Genomic DNA, 18,056 nt, shown 5'->3' with positions numbered 1-18,056 from the left:
TTGCCCGGTCCTCGATCGGATCGATGGATCTGTCGAGCGGCGCCGCTCGGTCATTCGGCGGCGATGCGCTGCGGTGAGAGATCGCCCAGATCGTCCGCCACCGCCGTGATCACCCGACGCAGAGCGTCCCGGAGACCGTCGAACCCCGCCGTCACGGCGAGACTCGCCTCGTTCATGTAGAGCCCGCGGTTGATCTCGATCTGGAGGGCGTGGCGCCCGAGGTTGGGCTCGCCATAATGCTCGGTGATGAAGCCGCCCGCATAGGGCTTGTTGCGCACCACAGCGAGGCCCTCGGCGCGGAAGGCTGCCTCGAAGCGTTCGATCAGGGCTGGGACGCAGGCCGTGCCGAAGCGGTCCCCCAGGACGATGTCGGCCTTCGGGTCCGTCTCGCGCCCGACCGACGAAGACGGCATCGAGTGGCAGTCGATCAGGATGCACTGGCCGAAGGCCCGTGCCGTGCGCTGGATGAGACCGCGCAGGACCCGATGATAGGGTTTGTAGAGCCCATCGATCCGAGCGAGCGCCTCCTCGACAGCGAGCCGTCTTGAATAGATCTCCTGCCCGTCCGCGACGACGCGCGGCACGGTGCCGAGGCCGCCCGCGACCCGCATCGACCGCGTGTTGGCGAAGGCAGGCAGGCGTCCTTCGAACATGCGCGGGTCGAGTTCGTAGGGCTCGCGATTCACGTCGAGGAACGCGCGCGGGAAATGTGCCTTCAGCAGCGGCGCCCCCAGCGCCACCACAAAGTCGAAGAGCCGCTCCACGTGCGCGTCCTCGGAGCGGCGGAGCGCCAGCGGCTGCAGACGGGACGCGGCCAGGAAGGCGGTGGGATAGACCGCGCCGGAATGGCCGGTATTGAAGACGAAGGGCAGCCTGTGCTGCGCCGGCTCCTCCACCGCGAAGGGCAGCGCGAAACCGAGGGCGTCCGGCTGATCCGGAATGAGCTGTGTCATCGCGTCGGACGGGCCCGGTCGGGGCGGGTGCGGAGCATGAGCCCACTCTGCGGTTCGCGGAGCCGGCTGTCCAGCGCCGACATAGACGCCACGGTTTCGGCTGCGTGCGCTGCGTCACCCCGCCCGCCGGACGAATCCTAACGCCTTGTTTACCACCGGCTCCCTTTATGGAATGAACCTGAACGACTCGAAGGTCCGGAACCGTCCGATGAAAATCCTGCTGGCGGAAGACGACAACGACATGCGGCGCTTCCTCGCCAAAGCCCTGCAGAACGCGGGCTACGACGTGTTGTCCTTCGACAATGGCCTCTCAGCCTACAATCGGCTGCGCGAGGAACCCTTCGAGCTGCTGCTCACCGATATCGTGATGCCGGAGATGGACGGCATCGAGCTGGCGCGCCGTGCCACCGAGCTCGATCCCGACATCAAGGTGATGTTCATCACCGGCTTCGCCGCGGTGGCGCTCAACCCCGACTCGAAGGCCCCGAAGGACGCGAAGGTGCTGTCGAAGCCCTTCCACCTGCGCGATCTCGTGAACGAGGTCGAGAAGCTGCTGGCGGCCTGAGCCGCTCGGAGTGGCTCCAAGGGCATAGGCGCCGGCACCGAGCGCGGCCTATATGATGCGTTCCACTCGCGGGACGCGTCCATGCCGCCTGTCACCATCTACACCACCGCCTGGTGCCCCTACTGCTCGGCAGCCAAGAGCCTGCTGAAGGAGAAGGGGGTCGCCTTCCAGGAGATCGACGTCGAGAAGACGGCCGGCGCCCGCCCCACCATGGTCCAGCGGGCGGGCGGCCGAACCAGCGTGCCGCAAATCTTCATCGGCGAGCGTCATGTCGGCGGCTGCGACGACCTCTACGCTCTCGAGCGTGGCGGCAAGCTCGATCCGATGCTGAAGGATCCCGCCGATGCCTGAGGCCGGGTGCTTCGTCGCGGCCTGCGTGCAGATGCGCTCCGGCCGCGACCCGGCCGCGAACGCCGATGCCGCGGTGGCGGGCGTGCGCGAGGCCGCCGCCGCCGGCGCGGCCTACGTGCAGACTCCGGAGATGACGTCGCTCGTCGAGCGCAGCCGGACACGCCTGTTCGAGCTCGTGACGGATCAGGAATCCGATGCGACCCTGGCGGCCTTGCGTCAGACGGCACGGGAGACCGGCACGGTGGTGCAGATCGGCTCGCTCGCCATCCGCAACGGCGACAAGATCGCCAACCGGGCGTTTCTGATCGACGCGGACGGCGCGATCGTCGCGGCTTACGACAAGCTCCATCTCTACGATGTCGACCTGCCCAACGGCGAGCGCTGGCGCGAATCCGCGACCTATACGGGCGGGGCCTGCGCCATCGTCGCCGAAACGGCGCTCGCGCCGATCGGCCTCGGCATCTGCTACGACATCCGCTTCCCGGCCCTGTTCCGCGCGCTCGCCGAGAACGGCGCGCGGATCCTGACCGCCCCCGCCTGCTTCACCCGGCAGACCGGCGAGGCGCACTGGCACGTGCTGCACCGCGCCCGTGCCATCGAGACCGGATCCTTCATGATCTCCGCAGCCCAGGGCGGCCGGCACGAGGACGAGCGCGAGACGTACGGCCATTCCATCATCGTCGATCCCTGGGGCCGGGTGCTCGCGGATGCGGGTGGAGCGGAACCCGGCGTGATCCTGGCCGAGATCGATCTCGCCCGCGTGGACGAGGCGCGTGCCCGCATCCCGACACTCGAACATGCCAAGCCCTTCCGCATCGAGCGGGTCGGCGGGTCCCCGGAGGGCGGCGGCTTCCTCCAGGCATGATCCGGTACGCCCTCGCCTGCGAACACGGCCATGACTTCGAGAGCTGGTTCCCGTCCTCGGATTCCTTCGATGCGCAGGCCGCGCGCGGCCTGGTGACCTGTCCGGTCTGCGGGAGCGCGAACGTCGCCAAGGCCCTGATGAGCCCGCGCCTCGGCAGGAGCGACAAGAGTGCCTCGGCACCGCTGCCTGCCGTGCGAGCGGAAGGCGACCGCATGATCGGCGAGCCCGAGCAGCGCGTGCGGGCGGCGTTGCGCGCGATGCGCGAACATATGATGGCGAATTCCGAGGCCGTCGGCGACCGCTTCCCCGAAGAAGCGCGCCGGATCCATTACGGCGAGAGCGCCGAGCGCGCGATCCACGGGCAGGCCAGCATCGAGGAGGCCCGCGCCCTGATCGAGGAGGGCATCGGCGTGGCGCCGCTGCCGATCCTGCCGGACGACCGGAACTGATCGCGGGCGCGTCGCGTCGACCCTGGGCCTGCACACAGCCTTTCGGGGCGCAGCCCGCGGCCGGATCGCCGGCACGCTCCTGTGCCAGGATCGTCGGCGGAGCATCCCGTCGGCCGGGCATTCCCCCGGGCGGTCGATGTGCCACCCCGGATGTCGAAGACCGCTCGATTGAGGCACAAAAGGTCCGGTTGCTGATGATGGCGACCTGACATTCATTGATAACAAGTTCTTGATCGTTGCAGGCCAGGACACGCACATCCGAAACCTCAGATCGCAGGCTTCGCTTGGGAACGAAACACCGGAGCGCGTCTCGAAGGAGCGCAACACGTTCAAGTTGAATAGCCTATAAATCGACCAAATCTAAAATTAAGAAATTTTTAATTCTTATTGCACAAACAAAGATCGTTATTTGCGAGTGTCCAATGCTTTCATCTGCCAGATCAGCGCCGGACGATCGAGGTCTTGCCCAGTCCTCTCCGCCGACCTTGGACACGATCGCCAAGCGCGCCGCCGAGGTGCGGCAGGTGGCGCAGGAGAAAACGGGGCGGATCCAGCAGATCACCGGCCAGGCCCGGATGCTGGCCCTGAACGCCCTGATCGAGGCCGCCCGGGCGGGCGAGCACGGACGCGGCTTCTCGGTGGTCGCGCAGGAGGTCAGATCGATCGGCACCGAGATCGAAGCGCTCGCCCGCGAACTCGAGACCCATCTCACCAGCCGGATCGTGGACCTGCAGCAAGCGGTGAGCGCGATGGCGGGCCGAGCCCAGGAGGAGCGTTTGGTCGACCTTGCGCTCAATGCCGTGGAACTGATCGACCGGAATCTCTACGAGCGCACCTGCGACGTGCGCTGGTGGGCGACCGACGCGGCCGTCGTGGAATGCGCCGCGAATCCGACGGCGGAAGCGGCCGCCTTCGCCGGCACGCGCCTCGGCGTGATCCTCGGCGCCTACACGGTCTATCTCGATCTTTGGCTCTGCGACCGGGCCGGACGCATCCTCGCCACCGGGCGGCCCGATCGCTATCCGGGCCTCGCGGATCGCAGCGTGGCGGGGGAGCGCTGGTTCCAGGACGCCCTCGCCTTGCGTAGCGCCGACGAGTACGGCTGCGCCGATATCCGGCAGGAGGCGATGCTCGGTCAGGCGCAGGTGGCAACCTACGCGGCGGGGGTATGGGCCGGGAGCGCACTCAGCGGCGTGCTCGCCATCCATTTCGACTGGGAGCCTCAGGCCCGCGCCATCGTCGACGGCGTGCGGATCGCCCCGGAGGATCGGGCTCACACCCGGGTGATGCTGGTCGATGCCCGGCGCCGCGTGCTCGCGGCCTCGGGCGGACGGGGCAAGCTGGGGGACGCCGTGGCGATCGACCCGGGCGGCCGGACGAGCGGGGTGCTGCGCGATCCCGCGACCGGAACGGTCACGGCCTTCCATCGCACGCCGGGCTACGAGACTTACCGCGGCCTCGGCTGGTACGGGATGATCGAGCGGAGTGCGGCCGATCCGGGACGGCGCTGAGCGCGGACCGCGATGCGGGCCGGCAGGCGGCGATCGCTTCGACCACACCTCCCTCAGGCGGCCCGCGCCGCGGCGGTGAGGCCCCAGGCCTCCGCGATCAGCCCATAGGAGCGCCGACGGGCTGCCTGATCGTGGATGCTCGACACGATCATGATCTCGTCGGCCTGCGTCGCGCCGGCGAGTTCCGCCAGCGCTGTCCGCAGGGTCTCGGGCGAGCCGACATGCAGGCGGCTGCGCCCGCGCGCGATGCGCATGCGATCCGCGTCGGTGTAAGGATAGGCCTCCGCCTCCGCGAGGCTCGGGATCGGGCCGTACTCGCCGCGCTCCCGCCGCAGGGTCGCCAGCCGCGCGCTCATGGCGAGGCGTTCGGCCTCCGCGTCGGTCTCCGCGCAGATCGCCGCGAGCGCCAGGATCGCGTGGGGCTTCCCACCCCAGCGGGAGGGCCGGTACTGCCGCCGGTAGCCCAGCAGCGCCTCGGCCGCATCGTGGGAGGCGAAGTGCTGGGCGAAGGCGAAGCCGGTGCCGATCTGCGCCGAGAGGACCGCGCTGTAATCGGAGGAGCCGAGCAGGAACAGGGGCGGCAGCCGCACGCCCGCGGGCATTACGGCAACGGTGGCGAAGGGGTGTCCCTCGGGAAACTCGCCCGTCTCCCACAGCATCAGTTCCTGCAGACGCTCGAGGAAGTCGTCGCCCGAGCGGGGTGCGTCCCGGCGGCGCAGCGCCTGGGCGGTGATCCCGTCCGTCCCCGGAGCGCGACCGAGGCCGAGATCGATCCGGCCCGGAAACAGCGCCTCGAGCAGCTTGAAGCGCTCGGCCACCATCAGCGGCGCATGATTCGACAGCATGATGCCGCCGGACCCGACCCTCAGGTGCCGGGTGGCCGCAGCGATCTGGCCGATCATGATCTCGGGGGCGGGGCTCGCCACCGAGGCCAGCGCGTGGTGCTCGGCGAGCCAGTAGCGGTGGTAGCCGAGATCGTCGACGTGGCGCGCGAGCGCCAAGCTGTCCTGCAGCGCGTCGGCGGCCGTCGCGCCGGAATTCACGAACGAGAGGTCGAGAACGGAGAGCGGGATCATTCCGCGCAGATGTGGACTCGGATGCCGGTCTGCGAGGGGAGCGGCGGCGCGGGAGCCCTGCGCGGCATGCGTGGCATGCCGTCCACCGTGTCACCGGCCCGATCTTGCCGCCTCGGGTCGGCGCGCCTAGGGTCCGCGCGCCCGCCGCGCGCGGCCTGCGTGACACGATCCAAGATTCCGGAGCATTCCCCATGGGCTTTCTGGCCGACGCCCTCTCCCGCGTGAAGCCGTCCGCGACCATCGCGATGACGCAGAAGGCGCGCGAGCTGAAAGCCGGAGGCATGGACGTCATCAGCCTGTCGGTCGGCGAGCCCGATTTCGATACGCCCGACCACATCAAGCAGGCGGCGATCGAGGCGATCAACCGCGGTGAGACCAAGTACCCGCCGGTCTCCGGCATCGTGCCCCTGCGCGAGGCCATCGCGAAGAAGTTCAAGCGCGAGAACGGGCTCGACTACAAGCCGTCCCAGACCATCGTCGGCACCGGCGGCAAGCACGTGATCTACAACGCGCTCCTCGCGACCCTGAACCCCGGGGACGAGGTGGTGATCCCGCGGCCCTACTGGGTCTCCTACCCGGAGATGGTGGTGCTGTGCGGCGGCACGCCGGTCTTCGCCGAGACCGATATGGCGCACGACTTCAAGCTTCAGCCCGAAGAACTCGACCGCGTGCTGACGCCCAAGACGAAGTGGATCATCCTCAACTCCCCCTCCAACCCGTCCGGCGCGGCCTATACCCGCGACGAGATGAAGAAGATCACCGACGTGCTGATGCGCTACCCGCACGTCTGGGTGCTCACCGACGACATGTACGAGCACCTGACCTACGGCGACTTCGAGTTCGTTACCCCCGCCCAGGTCGAGCCGGCCCTCTACGAGCGCACGCTCACCATGAACGGCGTGTCGAAGGCCTACGCCATGACCGGCTGGCGCATCGGCTACGCCGCCGGGCCCGAGCACCTGATCAAGGCGATGGACTTCATCCAGGGCCAGCAGACCTCCGGGGCCACCACGATCTCGCAATGGGCGGCGGTGGCGGCCCTCGACGGCACGCAGGAGCATCTCGCCCGCTTCCGCGCGGCCTTCCAGGAGCGGCGCGACCTCGTGGTCTCGATGTTGAACCAGGCCCGCGGCCTGAAATGCCCGATGCCGGAGGGCGCCTTCTACGTCTACCCGTCCTGCGCCGAGCTGATCGGACGCAAGACCGAGGCGGGCAAGACCATCGAGACCGACGCGGATTTCGTGACCGAACTGCTCCAGAGCGAAGGCGTCGCCGCGGTGCACGGCTCGGCCTTCGGTCTGGGGCCGAACCTGCGCATCTCCTACGCCACCTCGAACCAGGCGCTGGAGGAGGCCTGCACCCGCATCCAGCGTTTCTGCGCCTCGTTGCGGTAACGGTTGAGCGAAGCGAATGGATACGGATCGCGGGCTCACCGTCTCCATTCTGGCCCCCGGCGCGATGGGCAGCGCCGTCGCAGCCCGCCTCGCGGAGAACGGCGTCCGGGTCCTGACCTCGCTGGCGGGGCGGGGAGCGGCGAGCCGGGAGCGGGCCGCGGCCGCAGGCATGGTCGACGTCCCGGACGACGCGCTCGTCTCGGCCGACCTGGTCCTGTCGATCGTGCCGCCAGCCGAGGCCGTGGCGCTCGCCCGGCGCCTCGCGCCGAGCCTCGCGGCGGCGCCGGTCAAACCCGTCTACGTCGATGCCAACGCGGTCGGGCCCGACACGCTCGCGCTGATCGCGGATGTCGTGACGGGCACCGGGGCACGGTTCCTCGACGGCGCGATCATCGGTCTGCCGCCGAAGCCCGGTGCGCGCGGCCCGCGCTTCTATCTCTCGGGCGACGACCCGGCGCCGGCCCTGCGGCTCGCCGGATACGGGATCGACGCGCGCGCCTGCCCGGGCGGCGTCGGCGCGGCCTCGACCCTGAAGATGAGCTATTCCGGCATCAACAAGGGCCTCACGGCCCTCGCCGCCCTGATGGTGCTCGCCGCCGACCGGGCGGGGGCCGGCGAGGCCCTTCTGGCCGAACTCGCCGAGAACGAGCCGCAGCTCCTCGCCCGCTTCGCGACGCGCTTGCCCGACATGCTGCCCAAGGCGCGGCGCTGGGCACCCGAGATGCTGGAGATCGCGGCCTTCCTCGGCAGCGACGGGGCGGGCCAGGAGGTCTTCGCCGGCAATGCCAAGCTGTTCGCGCGCCTCGGGGAGGGGACCGACGGGGCGGAGGCGGAGGCGATCCTGCGCTTCGCCGAGGCGGCCGCCGGGCGCGGGACGGGCTGACGGGCGGGCGCCCCGGCCGGTTCCGGTCGGCCGAGCCGACGCTGACACCGCCCAGTACCCTGGCCGATCGCAGGAGCGCGCGGCGGTCCCGACGAGACGCCTCGGGGAACCTTGTCCAACCTCAGGGATGCGGCGCGCCGGGGAGGGAGCCCGTCGCGAGGGGCTCGATGAAGGGCAGGTCGCGCCGGGCGATGTCGCGGCGGTCGCGGTCGAGCTTGTCCGCGGAGAGCAAGGCCGCCGCGATGAGTGCCGCCAGCGCGAGGGTGACCTTGGCGGCCTCCCAGATCCGTCCGAGCATGGGAAACTCTACAGCCGGCGCGCCCTGGACCGGAACGGGCGCAGGACCGTTTGTGCAGCGCACCCATGACCAAAGCGTTACGCGCCGCCCATGCCCGGTGTCCCGCCGCGCTCAGGCCTCCTCGGCCTCGGCGGCGAGCGCCCGGAACACCAGCGCGTGGCGGGCGGCCAGCGCCTCGACATCGGCCATGTAGCCCCCGCCGATCACCCCCACCACGGGCACGCCCCGCGCGCGCGCCGCGCCGATCACGAAACGGTCGCGGGCGTACAGCCCGGCATCACTGAGCGCGAGGCGTCCGAGCCGGTCGTCGCGGTGGGGATCGACGCCCGCGTTGTAGAACACGATGTCGGGCCGGAGCGCGTCGAGGAGCGGGATCAGGCGGGCGGCCAGGATCTCGAGGTAGGCCGCGTCCTCGACGCCGTCCGGCAACCCGATATCGAGGTCGCCCGCGATCTTGTGGCTCGGGTAGTTGCGCTCGCAATGGATCGAGAGCGTGAAGAGGTCCGGCGCGTAGGCGAGGCAATCGGCGGTGCCGTCGCCCTGGTGCACGTCGAGATCGACCACGAGCGCACGGGAGATCCTGCCCTCCGCCTGGAGCGCGCGGGCGGCGACCGCCACGTCGTTGAAGACGCAGAAGCCCGCACCCTGCGCCCGCCGCGCGTGGTGGCTGCCGCCCGCCGTGCTGCCGGCGAGCCCCTCGGCCAGCGCGAGGCGGGCAGCCAGCAACGTGCCGCCGACCGAGGCGCGCGAGCGCCGCACCACCGTCTCGCTCACCGGCAGGCCGATCGCCCGCTCGATCTCCCGCGGGACCGCGCAGGCGAGCACGGCCTCGACATAGGCGGGTTGGTGGGCGAGCGCGAGGAGGTCGGCGGAGGCGGGCTCGGGCGCGACGAAGCCCAGCGGCGCGAGCCCTTGCTCGGCCACGATCTCGGCGAGCCGCCCGTATTTGCGCATCGGGAAGCGATGCCCGTCCGGCAGGCTGGCTTCGTAGGCAGGATGGAAGACGATGGGCGGGATCAACCGCGCTCCTCGGGCATCGCGCCCCGAAAGCGGATCACCGGCTCCGGTGCTCCGCAACCCCTGTTCGCGGCCCGGTCCGTGCCGGCTGCAAGAGGCGTCATAAGACTGAAACAGCGCGACTGTTAGGGGGCTGCTGACCGGCGCGGCGGCAGGCCGCGGCCGGACGAGCAGAGGCATCCGCCCGCATGATCGACGCGCCGACCGGCACCCTGCTCGCCCTGTCGCTCTGCGCGCTGCTCGCCCTGGTCAACCTCACGAGCTTCGCCCTCACGGCCCGCCGCATCGGTCGCGCGCCGCGAACCGCCTGCTTTCCCGCGGGCGCACCCGTCTCCCTGGTGCGGCCGGTCTGTGGCCTGGAGGCGTTCAGCGAGGAGACGCTGACCCGCGGCTTCCGGCTCGCCTACCCGGATTACGAGATCGTGTTCTGCGTCGCCGACCCCGCCGACCCGGTGCTCCCGCTGGTCCGCCGGCTGATCGCCGCGCATCCGGCGGTCCCGGCCCGCATCCTCGTCGGCGACGAGCGCGTGAGCGACAACCCGAAGCTGAACAACTGCGTGCGCGGCTGGGAGGCGGCGCGCCACGACTGGATCGTGCTGGCCGATTCCAACGTGCTGATGCCGCCCGATTACCTTCAGCAGTTGCAGGCGGCCTGGGGCCCCGATACCGGGCTCGTCTGCTCGACGCCGATCGGCGCGCGGCCGGGCAATCTCTGGGCCGCGGTCGAGTGCGCCTTCCTCAACACCCTGCAGGCGCGCTGGCAATATACCGGCGAGAGTCTGGGCCTCGGCTTCGCTCAGGGCAAGAGCATGCTCTGGCACAAGCCGTTCCTGGACGCCCGGGGCGGCATCCGGGCGCTCGCGGCCGAGATCGCCGAGGACGCCGCCGCGACGAAGCTGGTGCGGGCCGCCGGACGGCGCGTCCACCTCGTGCACGCGCCCTTCGAGCAGCCGCTCGGGCGCCGGCGCCTGCGCGAGGTCTGGGCCCGCCAGCTGCGCTGGGCCCGCCTGCGCCGGGTGACCTTTCCGCTCTTCTTCGCGCCCGAGATCGCCAGCGGCGTCCTGCTGCCGTTCTGCCTCGCGGCGGGGCTTGCCGGGACCCCTGAAGCCTGGGCCGGCAGCGGCCTGATGGCGCTCCTCGTCTACGGCGCCGAATACGCCCTGGCGGCCCGTGTCGGCTGGCACCGGGGGCCGCGGCTGATCCTCGGCTTCCTCCTGCGCGACCTGATGATTCCGCTGCTGTGGATACGGGCCTGGATGCACGATTCCGTGGTCTGGCGCGGCAACGCCATGGATATCCGTCCCAAGCCGCCGCGCCGCTTGCGCGCCGACGCGCGCACGGCCTAACCCCGGTGACGCGCGCGGACGGCGCGTTCGGAGGCAGACAGCCCGTTGCGCATCGCGATCCTCGAGACCGGACGGCCGCCGGCGCGGCTCTCCGGCTTCCCCTCCTACGCGGCGATGTCGGCGAAGCTCCTCGGCCCCGCCTTCGAGACGACAGCCTTCGACGTGCAGGCCGGAGCGCTGCCCGATCCAAGGGCATTTCCGGGCGTCCTGATCACGGGCTCGGCCGCGGGCGTCTACGATCCGCTGCCGTGGATCCCGCCGCTGCTCGCCTACCTGCGATCCCTGCCGCGCGACATCCGCCTCGTCGGCATCTGCTTCGGCCACCAGATCATGGCCGCGGCCTATGGCGGGCGCGCCGAGAAGGCGCCTCAGGGCTGGGGCCTCGGGCTCCATGACTACGCGGTGATGACGCGCGCGCCCTTCATGGACGACGCGCCGCGCATCGCCGTGCCGGTGTCGCATCAGGATCAGGTGACGGTCCGCCCGCCCACGGCCCGGGTGCTCGCGGGCAGCGCCTTCACACCGAACGGGGTTCTGGCCTACGCGGATCGGGCCGCCCTGTCCTGCCAGTGCCACCCGGAATTCGCGCCGGACTACGCGCGGGCGCTCGTGCGCGGGCATCGGGCGGGCGCCGAGGATCCCGCGGCGATCGACCGGGCCCTGGCGAGCCTCGAGGCGTCACACGACAGCGCGCGGCTCGGCGCCTCGATCCGTCGCTTTCTGGAGGGGACCGACTGGTGCGGGTAGAGGGAATCGAACCCCCACGCCTTGCGGCTGGCGATTTTGAGTCGCCCGCGTCTACCAATTCCGCCATACCCGCGCGAGCTGCCTCATCGCACAGGTCGCAGACGCGGGCCAGCCCTTTCCGCCGCGCGCGGGCGAAGCATCCGGGGACTGTCCCCTGACCTGGCCCCCTGGCCAGTGCGGCGGCGCTGTGCTCAAAGGGCTCCCGCCCGCCACACCTGCTCCCGGACATGCATGATCCGCCGCCTCTACGAGTGGATACTCGCGCTCAGCGGCAAGCCCGCGGCACCCTGGGCGCTCGGCGCGGTGGCCTTCGCCGAGAGCTCCTTCTTTCCCGTCCCGCCGGACGTGATGCTGGTCCCGATGGCGGTGAGCCGGCCCGACCGGGTCTGGTTCTATGCTCTGATCACCACGGTGGCCTCGGTGCTCGGCGGCCTCGTCGGCTACGCCATCGGGGCGCTGCTGTTCGATTCTCTCGGCCAATGGGTGATCGGGCTCTACGGCCTGCAGAACTCGGCGGCGAGCTTCCAGGAATCCTACGCCAAGTATGGCCACTGGGTGATCCTGCTGAAGGGGCTGACGCCGATCCCCTACAAGCTGGTGACCATCACCTCGGGCTTCGCCCATTACAGCCTGTTCTGGTTCACGGTGCTGTCGATCGTCACCCGCGGTCTGCGCTTCTTCATCCTGGCGGGCCTTCTGGGCCGCTACGGCGTGCAGATCCGCAGCGTGCTCGATCGCCATCTCAACGCGGTCGCGGCGATCTCGGTGGCGGTGATCGTCCTCGGCTTCGTCCTGTTCAAGCTCATCCTGTGATCGAAGGTCGGCAACCGTGATCAACGAGACTGCATTGCTGCGGCTGAAGCGGGCCGCGCTCGTCCTGCTCATCGGATCCGTCGCGACGGTCGGAGCGGCCCTGGTGCTCGAGTACGGCTACGGCTACGCGCCCTGCAAGCTCTGCCTCACCGAGCGGCTGCCCTATTACGCGGCGATCCCGCTGGCGCTCGGCGGCCTGCTGCTGCCCGAACGCCTCGCCCGGCTCGCCCTCGGCCTCGCGGCGCTCGGTCTCCTCTACGGGGCCGGGCTCGGCGCCTATCACGCCGGTGCCGAGTGGGGCTTCTGGCCAGGCCCGAGCGATTGCGGCGGCGGCACCGGAGCCAATCCGGCGGCGGTCGGCGACTTCCTCGACAGCCTCAAGACCACGAAGGTGGTCGATTGCAGCACCGCCGCGATGCGGATCCTCGGGATCTCGCTCGCGGGCTGGAACGCGGTGGCCGCCTTCATCCTCGCCGCGGTTGCGGGCACCTGCGCCGCGAAGCGCTAGGAAGGCCGATCGACGTCGGCGGGAGACCCGAAGGGGGCCCTCCGCCGAGTCATCCGCTCAGCGGCAGAAGCGGCGCGGCCCGTATGGCGTCGGCCGGATGAAGCAGCGGCGACCGAAGAAGCGCGGCGCCGCGAAGGGCCGGCATCGGCCGTAGGGTCCGCGCGCCCAGCCCGGGCCGCAGCCCTGAGCCACCGTCTCGACCGGCACGCCGCCGGCGAGCGCCGTGCCGGAGCCGGCGCCGAGCGGCGCCGCCTGCGCGCTTGTCACGGCGCCGAGACCGCCGAGCGTCAGGGCCGCGGCGAGACCGAGGATCGTCCGTTTGGTCATGGGCTGTTCCTCCTGTTCCCATTCGGATCCGGTGCCGCGTCGGCGGTACCTTGACCGTTCGCGGATCCTGCGAGCGCCCGCCTTGCCGCAAGGTTTGCGGAGGATGACGGTTTGGACAGGTTCGCTCCGCCCTCGTCCCCGCTCGATCCGCGAGTGACAGCGCTGCGCATCCGACATCTCCCCGCAGCGGATGAAATGCATCGGAAATACTCGTCCATCAGTTGCACCCTCAGACCGAGCGAGGGGGGCAGCCCCGGGCCGCGCACAGATGCGGACGCTCCGGAGGACGCCCTGGAGGACACCATGAGTGCGGATCGACGCGATTTTCTGACCTTGACGGCCGCCGGTCTCGCCGCCGGCGCGATGGGGGGCGGGGCCAGGGCGGCGACGGGCGACCGGCCGGCCGCGGCGCAGCCCTTCGGCATGCCGCGCGACATGACGCTGCTCAACCTGCGCCGCGGGGGCGGCTATGGCCTCGGGGTGAAGCTGAAGGGCGGCGTACTCGACGTCACCGCCGCTGGACGCGCCCTCGGCCTGCCCGTGCCGGCCGACATGGACGACCTCCTGCAGAACGGGCGCGGCCCGATGCTGCGCGCCCTGGTCGATGCGGCCGAGGCGGCGCCCGACCCGCGGCTGATGCTCGACGAAGCCGCGCTTTCCTACGCGCCCCTGGTCACCCGGCCGGAGAAGATCGTGATGATGGGCTTCAACTACCGGCACCATGCCGAGGAGACCGGCACGCCGATCCCCAAGGACCCGCCGCTGTTCAACAAGTACAACAACGCGCTCAACCATCACGGCGGTACGATCCGCCTGCCGACCAAGGCCGCCCGCGAGTTCGATTACGAGACCGAATTGGTGATCGTGTTCGGGCGGGAATGCCGCGACGTCTCGGAAGCCGACGCGCTCGATTACGTGGCGGGCTACGCCACCGGCAACGATTTCAGCGCCCGGGACCTGCAGACGCTGACCTCGCAGTTCATGATCGGTAAGACCTCGGACGGGTTCGCGCCGCTTGGGCCCTATCTCGTCACCGCCGATAAGGTGCCGGATCCGAACAACCTCCGTCTCGTCACCACGGTGAACGGCAAGGTCCGTCAGGACTGGAACACCAACGACATGATCTTCAACTGCCGGCAGCTGATCAGCTTCGCCTCGCGGGTGATGACCCTGAAGCCCGGCGACATCTTTTACACCGGCACCCCGCAGGGGGTGATCTTCGGCGAGAAGATCCCGCGCAGCGAGCGTGCGTGGCTCAAGCCCGGGGACGAGATCACCTCGAGCCTGGAGGGCCTGGGCGAGCTTCGGTTCCGTCTCGTCTGAAGCGGCCTGAGGGTCCGGCGAGCCGGATCCTCAGGCCCGCGCCTCAGCGGTAGTGGCGGCGGTGATGGCGGCGATAGGCGCGGCGCGAGCGCATGTCGGTGCGATAGGCACGCCGGCCCGGATCGATGCCGAGCGCGCCGTTCACGGTGCCGACCGCGCCGCCGACGGCGCCGCCCACCACGCCGCCGATCGGGCCGCCGACGCGATCGCCCTCGGCCGCGCCGCGGCGCACGCCGCCGACGAGGCCCTGCGCGTCGGCCGCGCCCGTAAGCGTCAGCGTGGAGAGGGCGAGGGTGGCGGCGATCAGGATGCGTTTCATGGCGGGTTCCTCTTCTTGACGCCCGGACGCCAGCGTCGCGGCGCGTGACCCTCAACGGCCACGCTCGCGAAAGGTCGCAGCGCGCCGCCGCGGATTCTTGCGGACCCGTACCGAGGCCCGCCCGCTGGCGTCCGGCGCGGGCCGCTGTTAGAAGCCGCTCCATGCGCGTCGCCACAGATCGATGCGGGCCTCTGGGCTCGCGAATTACGGGCCCGGCCGCCGCCTGAGTGCCGCGCCCGCGCGGCTGCGCGGGGGCCGGGAGCGCGAGAGCCCCGGGACCGGCCGAGCGCCGGAGGTCCGGACCCGATCGATGACGCCACTTCCCAGGACGCCCGGACCGATGAGCGACGAGACCCCGGCCACCCGCGACTATTCCAAGACCCTGTTCCTGCCCCGAACCGAGTTCCCGATGCGGGCGGGGCTGCCGACGCGCGAGCCGCTGCTGATCGAGCGCTGGGAGCGCACCGATCTCTACGGCCAGCTGCGCGCGCGGGGCGAGGGCCGGCCGAAATTCGTGCTGCACGATGGCCCGCCCTACGCCAACGGCAACATCCACATCGGCACGGCGCTGAACAAGATCCTCAAAGACGTCATCGTCCGGGCGATGGGCGGCCTCGGCTACGAGGCCAACTACGTGCCGGGCTGGGATTGCCACGGCCTTCCGATCGAGTGGAAGATCGAGGAGCAGTACCGCGCCAAGGGCCGCAACAAGGACGCGGTCCCGGTGGTCGAGTTCCGCCAGGAATGCCGCGCCTTCGCGGCGCAGTGGCTCGACGTGCAGCGCGCCGAGTTCAAGCGCCTGGGCGTCACCGGCGACTGGGCCCACCCCTACGCCACGATGGCGTTTCCGGCCGAGGCCGCGATCGCTGCGGAACTCCTGAAGTTCGCCATGTCGGGCCAGCTCTACCGCGGCTCGAAGCCCGTGATGTGGTCGGTGGTGGAGAAGACGGCGCTCGCCGAGGCCGAGGTCGAGTACGAGGAGCACGTCAGCGACACGATCTTCACAGCGTTCCCGATCCGCGCAGGCGCCGCGGACGACCTCGCCGGTGCGCGCGTGGTGATCTGGACGACGACCCCCTGGACCATCCCGGGCAACCGCGCCGTCGCCTATTCCAGGAAGATCCCCTACGGGCTCTACCGCGTCACGGCCGCTCCGGAGGAGAACTGGGCCAAGCCCGGCCAGAGCTACATCCTCGCCGATTCGCTCGCCGAGACGGTGTTCCGGGCGGCCCGCGTCGAGGCGTTCGCGCGCATCGCCGACGTGCCCGCGGCCACGCTCGCCGGCCTCACGCTGGCCCACCCGCTGCACGCGCTGGGCTACGGCTTCGACGTGCCGCTCCTCGACGGCGACCACGTCACCGACGAATCCGGCACCGGCTTCGTCCACACCGCCCCGAGCCACGGCCGGGAGGATTTCGAGCTCTGGATGGCGAGCGGTCGCAGCTTGCGCGAGCGCGGCATCGACACGGCGATCCCCTACACGGTGGATGCCGACAGCGTGCTCACCGCGGCGGCGCCGGGCTTCACCGGCACGCGGGTGCTCACGGAGAAGGGCGAGAAGGGCGACGCCAACAAGGCGGTGATCGCCGCGCTCACCGAGGCCGGGGCGCTGATCGCCCGCGGGGTCCTGCGCCACCAGTACCCGCATTCCTGGCGCTCGAAGAAGCCGGTGATCTTCCGCAACACGCCGCAATGGTTCATCGCCATGGACCGGCCGGCGGAGAGCCTCGGGAACCGGACCCTGCGCGAGGTCGCCCTCCAGGCGATCGCCGACACTCAATGGGTGCCGCCGCAGGGCCGCAACCGCATCAACGGCATGGTGGAGAACCGCCCGGACTGGGTGGTCTCGCGCCAGCGCGCCTGGGGTGTGCCGATCACGGTCTTCGTCCATCGCGAGACCGGCGAGGTCCTGCGCGACGAGAGCGTCAACGCCCGCGTCGTCGAGGCCTTCCGCCAGGAGGGGGCGGATGCGTGGTTCACGGACGCGGACGGCGCCCGCTTCCTCGCGCCCGAGTACGACCCGGCGGCCTACGAGAAGGTCACCGACGTCCTCGACGTCTGGTTCGACTCGGGCTCCACCCACGCCTTCGTCCTGGACGATCCGGAGGCCTTCCCGGGCCTCTCCGGCGTGCATCGTCGCCGCGATGGCGGGCAGGACCGGGTGATGTACCTGGAGGGCTCGGACCAGCACCGCGGCTGGTTCCAGTCCTCGCTGCTCGAGTCCTCGGGCACGCGCGGTCGGGCACCCTACGACATCGTCCTCACCCACGGCTTCGTGCTCGACGGCAAGGGCCTGAAGATGTCGAAGTCGAAGGGCAACGTCGTCGCGCCCCAGAGCGTGATCAAGGATGCGGGCGCCGACATCCTGCGCCTGTGGGTCGCGGCCTCGGACTACACCGACGACCTGCGCATCGGACCCGAGATCATCAAGACCTTCGCGGAGACCTACCGCAAACTGCGCAACTCCCTGCGCTGGATGCTGGGCTCCCTCGCCCACCGCGTGCCGGGCGACGACGTCGCGCTGGGCGACATGCCCGAGCTGGAGCGGCTGATCCTGCACCGGCTGGCGGAACTCGACGGCGAGATCCGCGAGGCCTACGCGGCGTTCGACACCAAGCGCGTGGTGGCGCTCCTCAACGGCTTCATGACCGGCGATCTCTCGTCCTTCTACTTCGACGTGCGGAAGGACGCGCTCTATTGCGACCCGATCTCGTCGACGCCCCGCCGCGCCGCCCTGCAGGTGATCGACGAAGCCTTCCGGCGCGTGGCGATCTGGCTCGCGCCGGTGCTCGCCTTCACGGCCGAGGAGGCGTGGCTCGATCGCTACCCGTCCGAGACCGGGTCCGTCCATCTCGAGACGCTGCCGGAGACCCCGGCCGCGTGGCGCGATCCCGCCCTGGCGGAGCGCTGGCACAAGGTGCGCCGGGTGCGCCGCGTGGTGACGGGCGCGCTCGAGATCGAGCGCGCGGCCAAGCGCATCGGCGCGAGCCTGGAGGCGGCCCCGATCGTTCACGTGGCCGATGCGGACCTGCTCGCGGCCCTCGATGGGCTCGACTTCGCCGACGTCTGCATCACCTCGGCGATCACCGTGGTCGCGGGAGAGGGACCGGCCGACGCCTTCCGCCTCGACGACGTGCGCGGCGTCGCCGTCGAGCCGCGGCCGGCCGAGGGCCGCAAATGCGCCCGCTCCTGGCGGGTGACACCGCAGGTCGGCAGCGACCCGGACTACCCGGATGTCACCCCGCGCGACGCGCGGGCTTTGCGCGAGTGGGATGCCGCGCACCCGGCCGCGAGCGCGGCGTGAGGCCGCA

Annotated in this window: 19 protein-coding genes and 1 tRNA gene; 13 read left to right on the top strand and 7 right to left on the bottom strand. The window is 70.7% G+C overall.

Features of this window, described 5'->3' with window-relative positions; all coding sequences use genetic code 11:
- Nucleotides 1-50: 50 nt before the first annotated feature.
- Nucleotides 51-953 (bottom strand): N-formylglutamate amidohydrolase, encoded by a 903-nt coding sequence (locus tag ACS5RC_RS09995; RefSeq protein WP_478343697.1) that lies wholly within the window; start codon nt 951-953, stop codon nt 51-53.
- A gap of 208 nt (nt 954-1,161) precedes the next feature.
- Between ACS5RC_RS09995 and cpdR the strand changes: the two genes are divergently transcribed.
- From cpdR to ACS5RC_RS09970, 5 genes are all read left to right on the top strand, one after another.
- Nucleotides 1,162-1,518 carry a cell cycle two-component system response regulator CpdR gene (cpdR, locus tag ACS5RC_RS09990; protein ID WP_003603128.1) on the top strand — a complete coding sequence of 119 codons (357 nt, stop codon included), beginning with the start codon at nt 1,162-1,164 and terminating at the stop codon, nt 1,516-1,518.
- Nucleotides 1,519-1,599: 81 nt separating this feature from the next.
- On the top strand, nt 1,600-1,869 hold the full coding sequence (gene grxC / locus ACS5RC_RS09985) for a glutaredoxin 3 (RefSeq protein WP_478343696.1): 270 nt from the start codon (nt 1,600-1,602) through the stop codon (nt 1,867-1,869).
- The gene (locus ACS5RC_RS09980) at nt 1,862-2,734 is read left to right on the top strand and encodes a carbon-nitrogen hydrolase family protein (RefSeq protein ID WP_478343695.1); all 873 of its coding nucleotides are present in this window, start codon (nt 1,862-1,864) and stop codon (nt 2,732-2,734) included. Before grxC ends, ACS5RC_RS09980 begins: the two co-directional genes overlap by 8 nt.
- Nucleotides 2,731-3,183, top strand: coding sequence for a DUF1178 family protein (locus ACS5RC_RS09975; protein ID WP_478343694.1), 453 nt, complete (start codon nt 2,731-2,733; stop codon nt 3,181-3,183). The genes ACS5RC_RS09980 and ACS5RC_RS09975 overlap by 4 nt, the downstream gene beginning before the upstream one ends.
- A 422-nt stretch (nt 3,184-3,605) precedes the next feature.
- Entirely contained in the window at nt 3,606-4,694 is a 1,089-nt protein-coding gene (locus tag ACS5RC_RS09970; RefSeq protein WP_478343693.1) for a methyl-accepting chemotaxis protein, read from the top strand.
- Nucleotides 4,695-4,747: 53 nt separating this feature from the next.
- Here the strand turns inward: ACS5RC_RS09970 and ACS5RC_RS09965 are convergent, their stop codons facing one another.
- Nucleotides 4,748-5,770 carry an LLM class flavin-dependent oxidoreductase gene (locus tag ACS5RC_RS09965; protein WP_478343692.1) on the bottom strand — a complete coding sequence of 341 codons (1,023 nt, stop codon included), beginning with the start codon at nt 5,768-5,770 and terminating at the stop codon, nt 4,748-4,750.
- Between the two features lie 191 nt (nt 5,771-5,961).
- Here ACS5RC_RS09965 and ACS5RC_RS09960 point away from each other — a divergent pair, with 191 nt between their 5' ends.
- Both ACS5RC_RS09960 and ACS5RC_RS09955 read left to right on the top strand, forming a co-directional pair.
- Entirely contained in the window at nt 5,962-7,164 is a 1,203-nt protein-coding gene (locus ACS5RC_RS09960; protein WP_478343691.1) for a pyridoxal phosphate-dependent aminotransferase, read from the top strand.
- Between the two features lie 16 nt (nt 7,165-7,180).
- Nucleotides 7,181-8,047, top strand: a complete 867-nt coding sequence (locus tag ACS5RC_RS09955; RefSeq protein WP_478343690.1) for an NAD(P)-dependent oxidoreductase — start codon at nt 7,181-7,183, stop codon at nt 8,045-8,047.
- A 121-nt stretch (nt 8,048-8,168) separates the two neighbouring features.
- Here the strand turns inward: ACS5RC_RS09955 and ACS5RC_RS09950 are convergent, their stop codons facing one another.
- Together ACS5RC_RS09950 and ACS5RC_RS09945 are read right to left on the bottom strand one after the other, a co-directional pair.
- Nucleotides 8,169-8,345 carry a hypothetical protein gene (locus ACS5RC_RS09950; protein ID WP_478343689.1) on the bottom strand — a complete coding sequence of 59 codons (177 nt, stop codon included), beginning with the start codon at nt 8,343-8,345 and terminating at the stop codon, nt 8,169-8,171.
- A 111-nt stretch (nt 8,346-8,456) separates the two neighbouring features.
- On the bottom strand, nt 8,457-9,362 hold the full coding sequence (locus tag ACS5RC_RS09945) for a histone deacetylase family protein (RefSeq protein WP_478343930.1): 906 nt from the start codon (nt 9,360-9,362) through the stop codon (nt 8,457-8,459).
- A 188-nt stretch (nt 9,363-9,550) separates the two neighbouring features.
- Here ACS5RC_RS09945 and ACS5RC_RS09940 point away from each other — a divergent pair, with 188 nt between their 5' ends.
- Together ACS5RC_RS09940 and ACS5RC_RS09935 are read left to right on the top strand one after the other, a co-directional pair.
- Nucleotides 9,551-10,708 carry a ceramide glucosyltransferase gene (locus ACS5RC_RS09940; RefSeq protein WP_478343688.1) on the top strand — a complete coding sequence of 386 codons (1,158 nt, stop codon included), beginning with the start codon at nt 9,551-9,553 and terminating at the stop codon, nt 10,706-10,708.
- 45 nt (nt 10,709-10,753) lie between these two features.
- A complete protein-coding gene (locus ACS5RC_RS09935) occupies nt 10,754-11,455 on the top strand; it encodes a glutamine amidotransferase-related protein (RefSeq protein WP_478343687.1) in 702 nt (233 codons plus the stop codon).
- Here ACS5RC_RS09935 and ACS5RC_RS09930 read toward each other — a convergent pair.
- Nucleotides 11,444-11,528, bottom strand: a tRNA-Leu gene (locus ACS5RC_RS09930). The genes ACS5RC_RS09935 and ACS5RC_RS09930 overlap by 12 nt on opposite strands.
- Before the next feature lie 158 nt (nt 11,529-11,686).
- Between ACS5RC_RS09930 and ACS5RC_RS09925 the strand changes: the two genes are divergently transcribed.
- Both ACS5RC_RS09925 and ACS5RC_RS09920 read left to right on the top strand, forming a co-directional pair.
- Nucleotides 11,687-12,268 (top strand): YqaA family protein, encoded by a 582-nt coding sequence (locus ACS5RC_RS09925; protein WP_478343686.1) that lies wholly within the window; start codon nt 11,687-11,689, stop codon nt 12,266-12,268.
- A gap of 19 nt (nt 12,269-12,287) precedes the next feature.
- Nucleotides 12,288-12,776 (top strand): disulfide bond formation protein B, encoded by a 489-nt coding sequence (locus ACS5RC_RS09920; protein WP_478343929.1) that lies wholly within the window; start codon nt 12,288-12,290, stop codon nt 12,774-12,776.
- A gap of 57 nt (nt 12,777-12,833) precedes the next feature.
- On the opposite strand, the gene ACS5RC_RS09915 is transcribed toward ACS5RC_RS09920, so the two are convergent.
- A complete protein-coding gene (locus ACS5RC_RS09915) occupies nt 12,834-13,103 on the bottom strand; it encodes a GCG_CRPN prefix-to-repeats domain-containing protein (protein ID WP_478343685.1) in 270 nt (89 codons plus the stop codon).
- 303 nt (nt 13,104-13,406) lie between these two features.
- Between ACS5RC_RS09915 and ACS5RC_RS09910 the strand changes: the two genes are divergently transcribed.
- Complete coding sequence (locus ACS5RC_RS09910; RefSeq protein ID WP_478343684.1) at nt 13,407-14,426, top strand: fumarylacetoacetate hydrolase family protein; 1,020 nt, start codon at nt 13,407-13,409, stop codon at nt 14,424-14,426.
- 43 nt (nt 14,427-14,469) lie between these two features.
- On the opposite strand, the gene ACS5RC_RS09905 is transcribed toward ACS5RC_RS09910, so the two are convergent.
- On the bottom strand, nt 14,470-14,745 hold the full coding sequence (locus ACS5RC_RS09905) for a hypothetical protein (RefSeq protein WP_478343683.1): 276 nt from the start codon (nt 14,743-14,745) through the stop codon (nt 14,470-14,472).
- 340 nt (nt 14,746-15,085) lie between these two features.
- Between ACS5RC_RS09905 and ileS the strand changes: the two genes are divergently transcribed.
- Nucleotides 15,086-18,049 (top strand): isoleucine--tRNA ligase, encoded by a 2,964-nt coding sequence (gene ileS, locus ACS5RC_RS09900; RefSeq protein ID WP_478343682.1) that lies wholly within the window; start codon nt 15,086-15,088, stop codon nt 18,047-18,049.
- Nucleotides 18,050-18,056 lie beyond the last annotated feature (7 nt).

The sequence above is a fragment of the Methylobacterium sp. HJ2 genome, from assembly GCF_056431005.1.
Note: the sequence above shows the minus strand (reverse complement) of the source record. Positions and strands in the feature narration are given on the sequence as shown.

What these genes read in the sequence shown, in the direction of transcription:
- ACS5RC_RS09995 (WP_478343697.1), bottom strand. Translation starts at nt 953, where the DNA reads ATGACACAGCTCATTCCGGATCAGCCGGACGCCCTCGGTTTCGCGCTG.
- cpdR (WP_003603128.1), top strand. Translation starts at nt 1,162, where the DNA reads ATGAAAATCCTGCTGGCGGAAGACGACAACGACATGCGGCGCTTCCTC.
- grxC (WP_478343696.1), top strand. Translation starts at nt 1,600, where the DNA reads ATGCCGCCTGTCACCATCTACACCACCGCCTGGTGCCCCTACTGCTCG.
- ACS5RC_RS09980 (WP_478343695.1), top strand. Translation starts at nt 1,862, where the DNA reads ATGCCTGAGGCCGGGTGCTTCGTCGCGGCCTGCGTGCAGATGCGCTCC.
- ACS5RC_RS09975 (WP_478343694.1), top strand. Translation starts at nt 2,731, where the DNA reads ATGATCCGGTACGCCCTCGCCTGCGAACACGGCCATGACTTCGAGAGC.
- ACS5RC_RS09970 (WP_478343693.1), top strand. Translation starts at nt 3,606, where the DNA reads ATGCTTTCATCTGCCAGATCAGCGCCGGACGATCGAGGTCTTGCCCAG.
- ACS5RC_RS09965 (WP_478343692.1), bottom strand. Translation starts at nt 5,770, where the DNA reads ATGATCCCGCTCTCCGTTCTCGACCTCTCGTTCGTGAATTCCGGCGCG.
- ACS5RC_RS09960 (WP_478343691.1), top strand. Translation starts at nt 5,962, where the DNA reads ATGGGCTTTCTGGCCGACGCCCTCTCCCGCGTGAAGCCGTCCGCGACC.
- ACS5RC_RS09955 (WP_478343690.1), top strand. Translation starts at nt 7,181, where the DNA reads ATGGATACGGATCGCGGGCTCACCGTCTCCATTCTGGCCCCCGGCGCG.
- ACS5RC_RS09950 (WP_478343689.1), bottom strand. Translation starts at nt 8,345, where the DNA reads ATGCTCGGACGGATCTGGGAGGCCGCCAAGGTCACCCTCGCGCTGGCG.
- ACS5RC_RS09940 (WP_478343688.1), top strand. Translation starts at nt 9,551, where the DNA reads ATGATCGACGCGCCGACCGGCACCCTGCTCGCCCTGTCGCTCTGCGCG.
- ACS5RC_RS09925 (WP_478343686.1), top strand. Translation starts at nt 11,687, where the DNA reads ATGATCCGCCGCCTCTACGAGTGGATACTCGCGCTCAGCGGCAAGCCC.
- ACS5RC_RS09915 (WP_478343685.1), bottom strand. Translation starts at nt 13,103, where the DNA reads ATGACCAAACGGACGATCCTCGGTCTCGCCGCGGCCCTGACGCTCGGC.
- ACS5RC_RS09910 (WP_478343684.1), top strand. Translation starts at nt 13,407, where the DNA reads ATGAGTGCGGATCGACGCGATTTTCTGACCTTGACGGCCGCCGGTCTC.
- ACS5RC_RS09905 (WP_478343683.1), bottom strand. Translation starts at nt 14,745, where the DNA reads ATGAAACGCATCCTGATCGCCGCCACCCTCGCCCTCTCCACGCTGACG.
- ileS (WP_478343682.1), top strand. Translation starts at nt 15,086, where the DNA reads ATGAGCGACGAGACCCCGGCCACCCGCGACTATTCCAAGACCCTGTTC.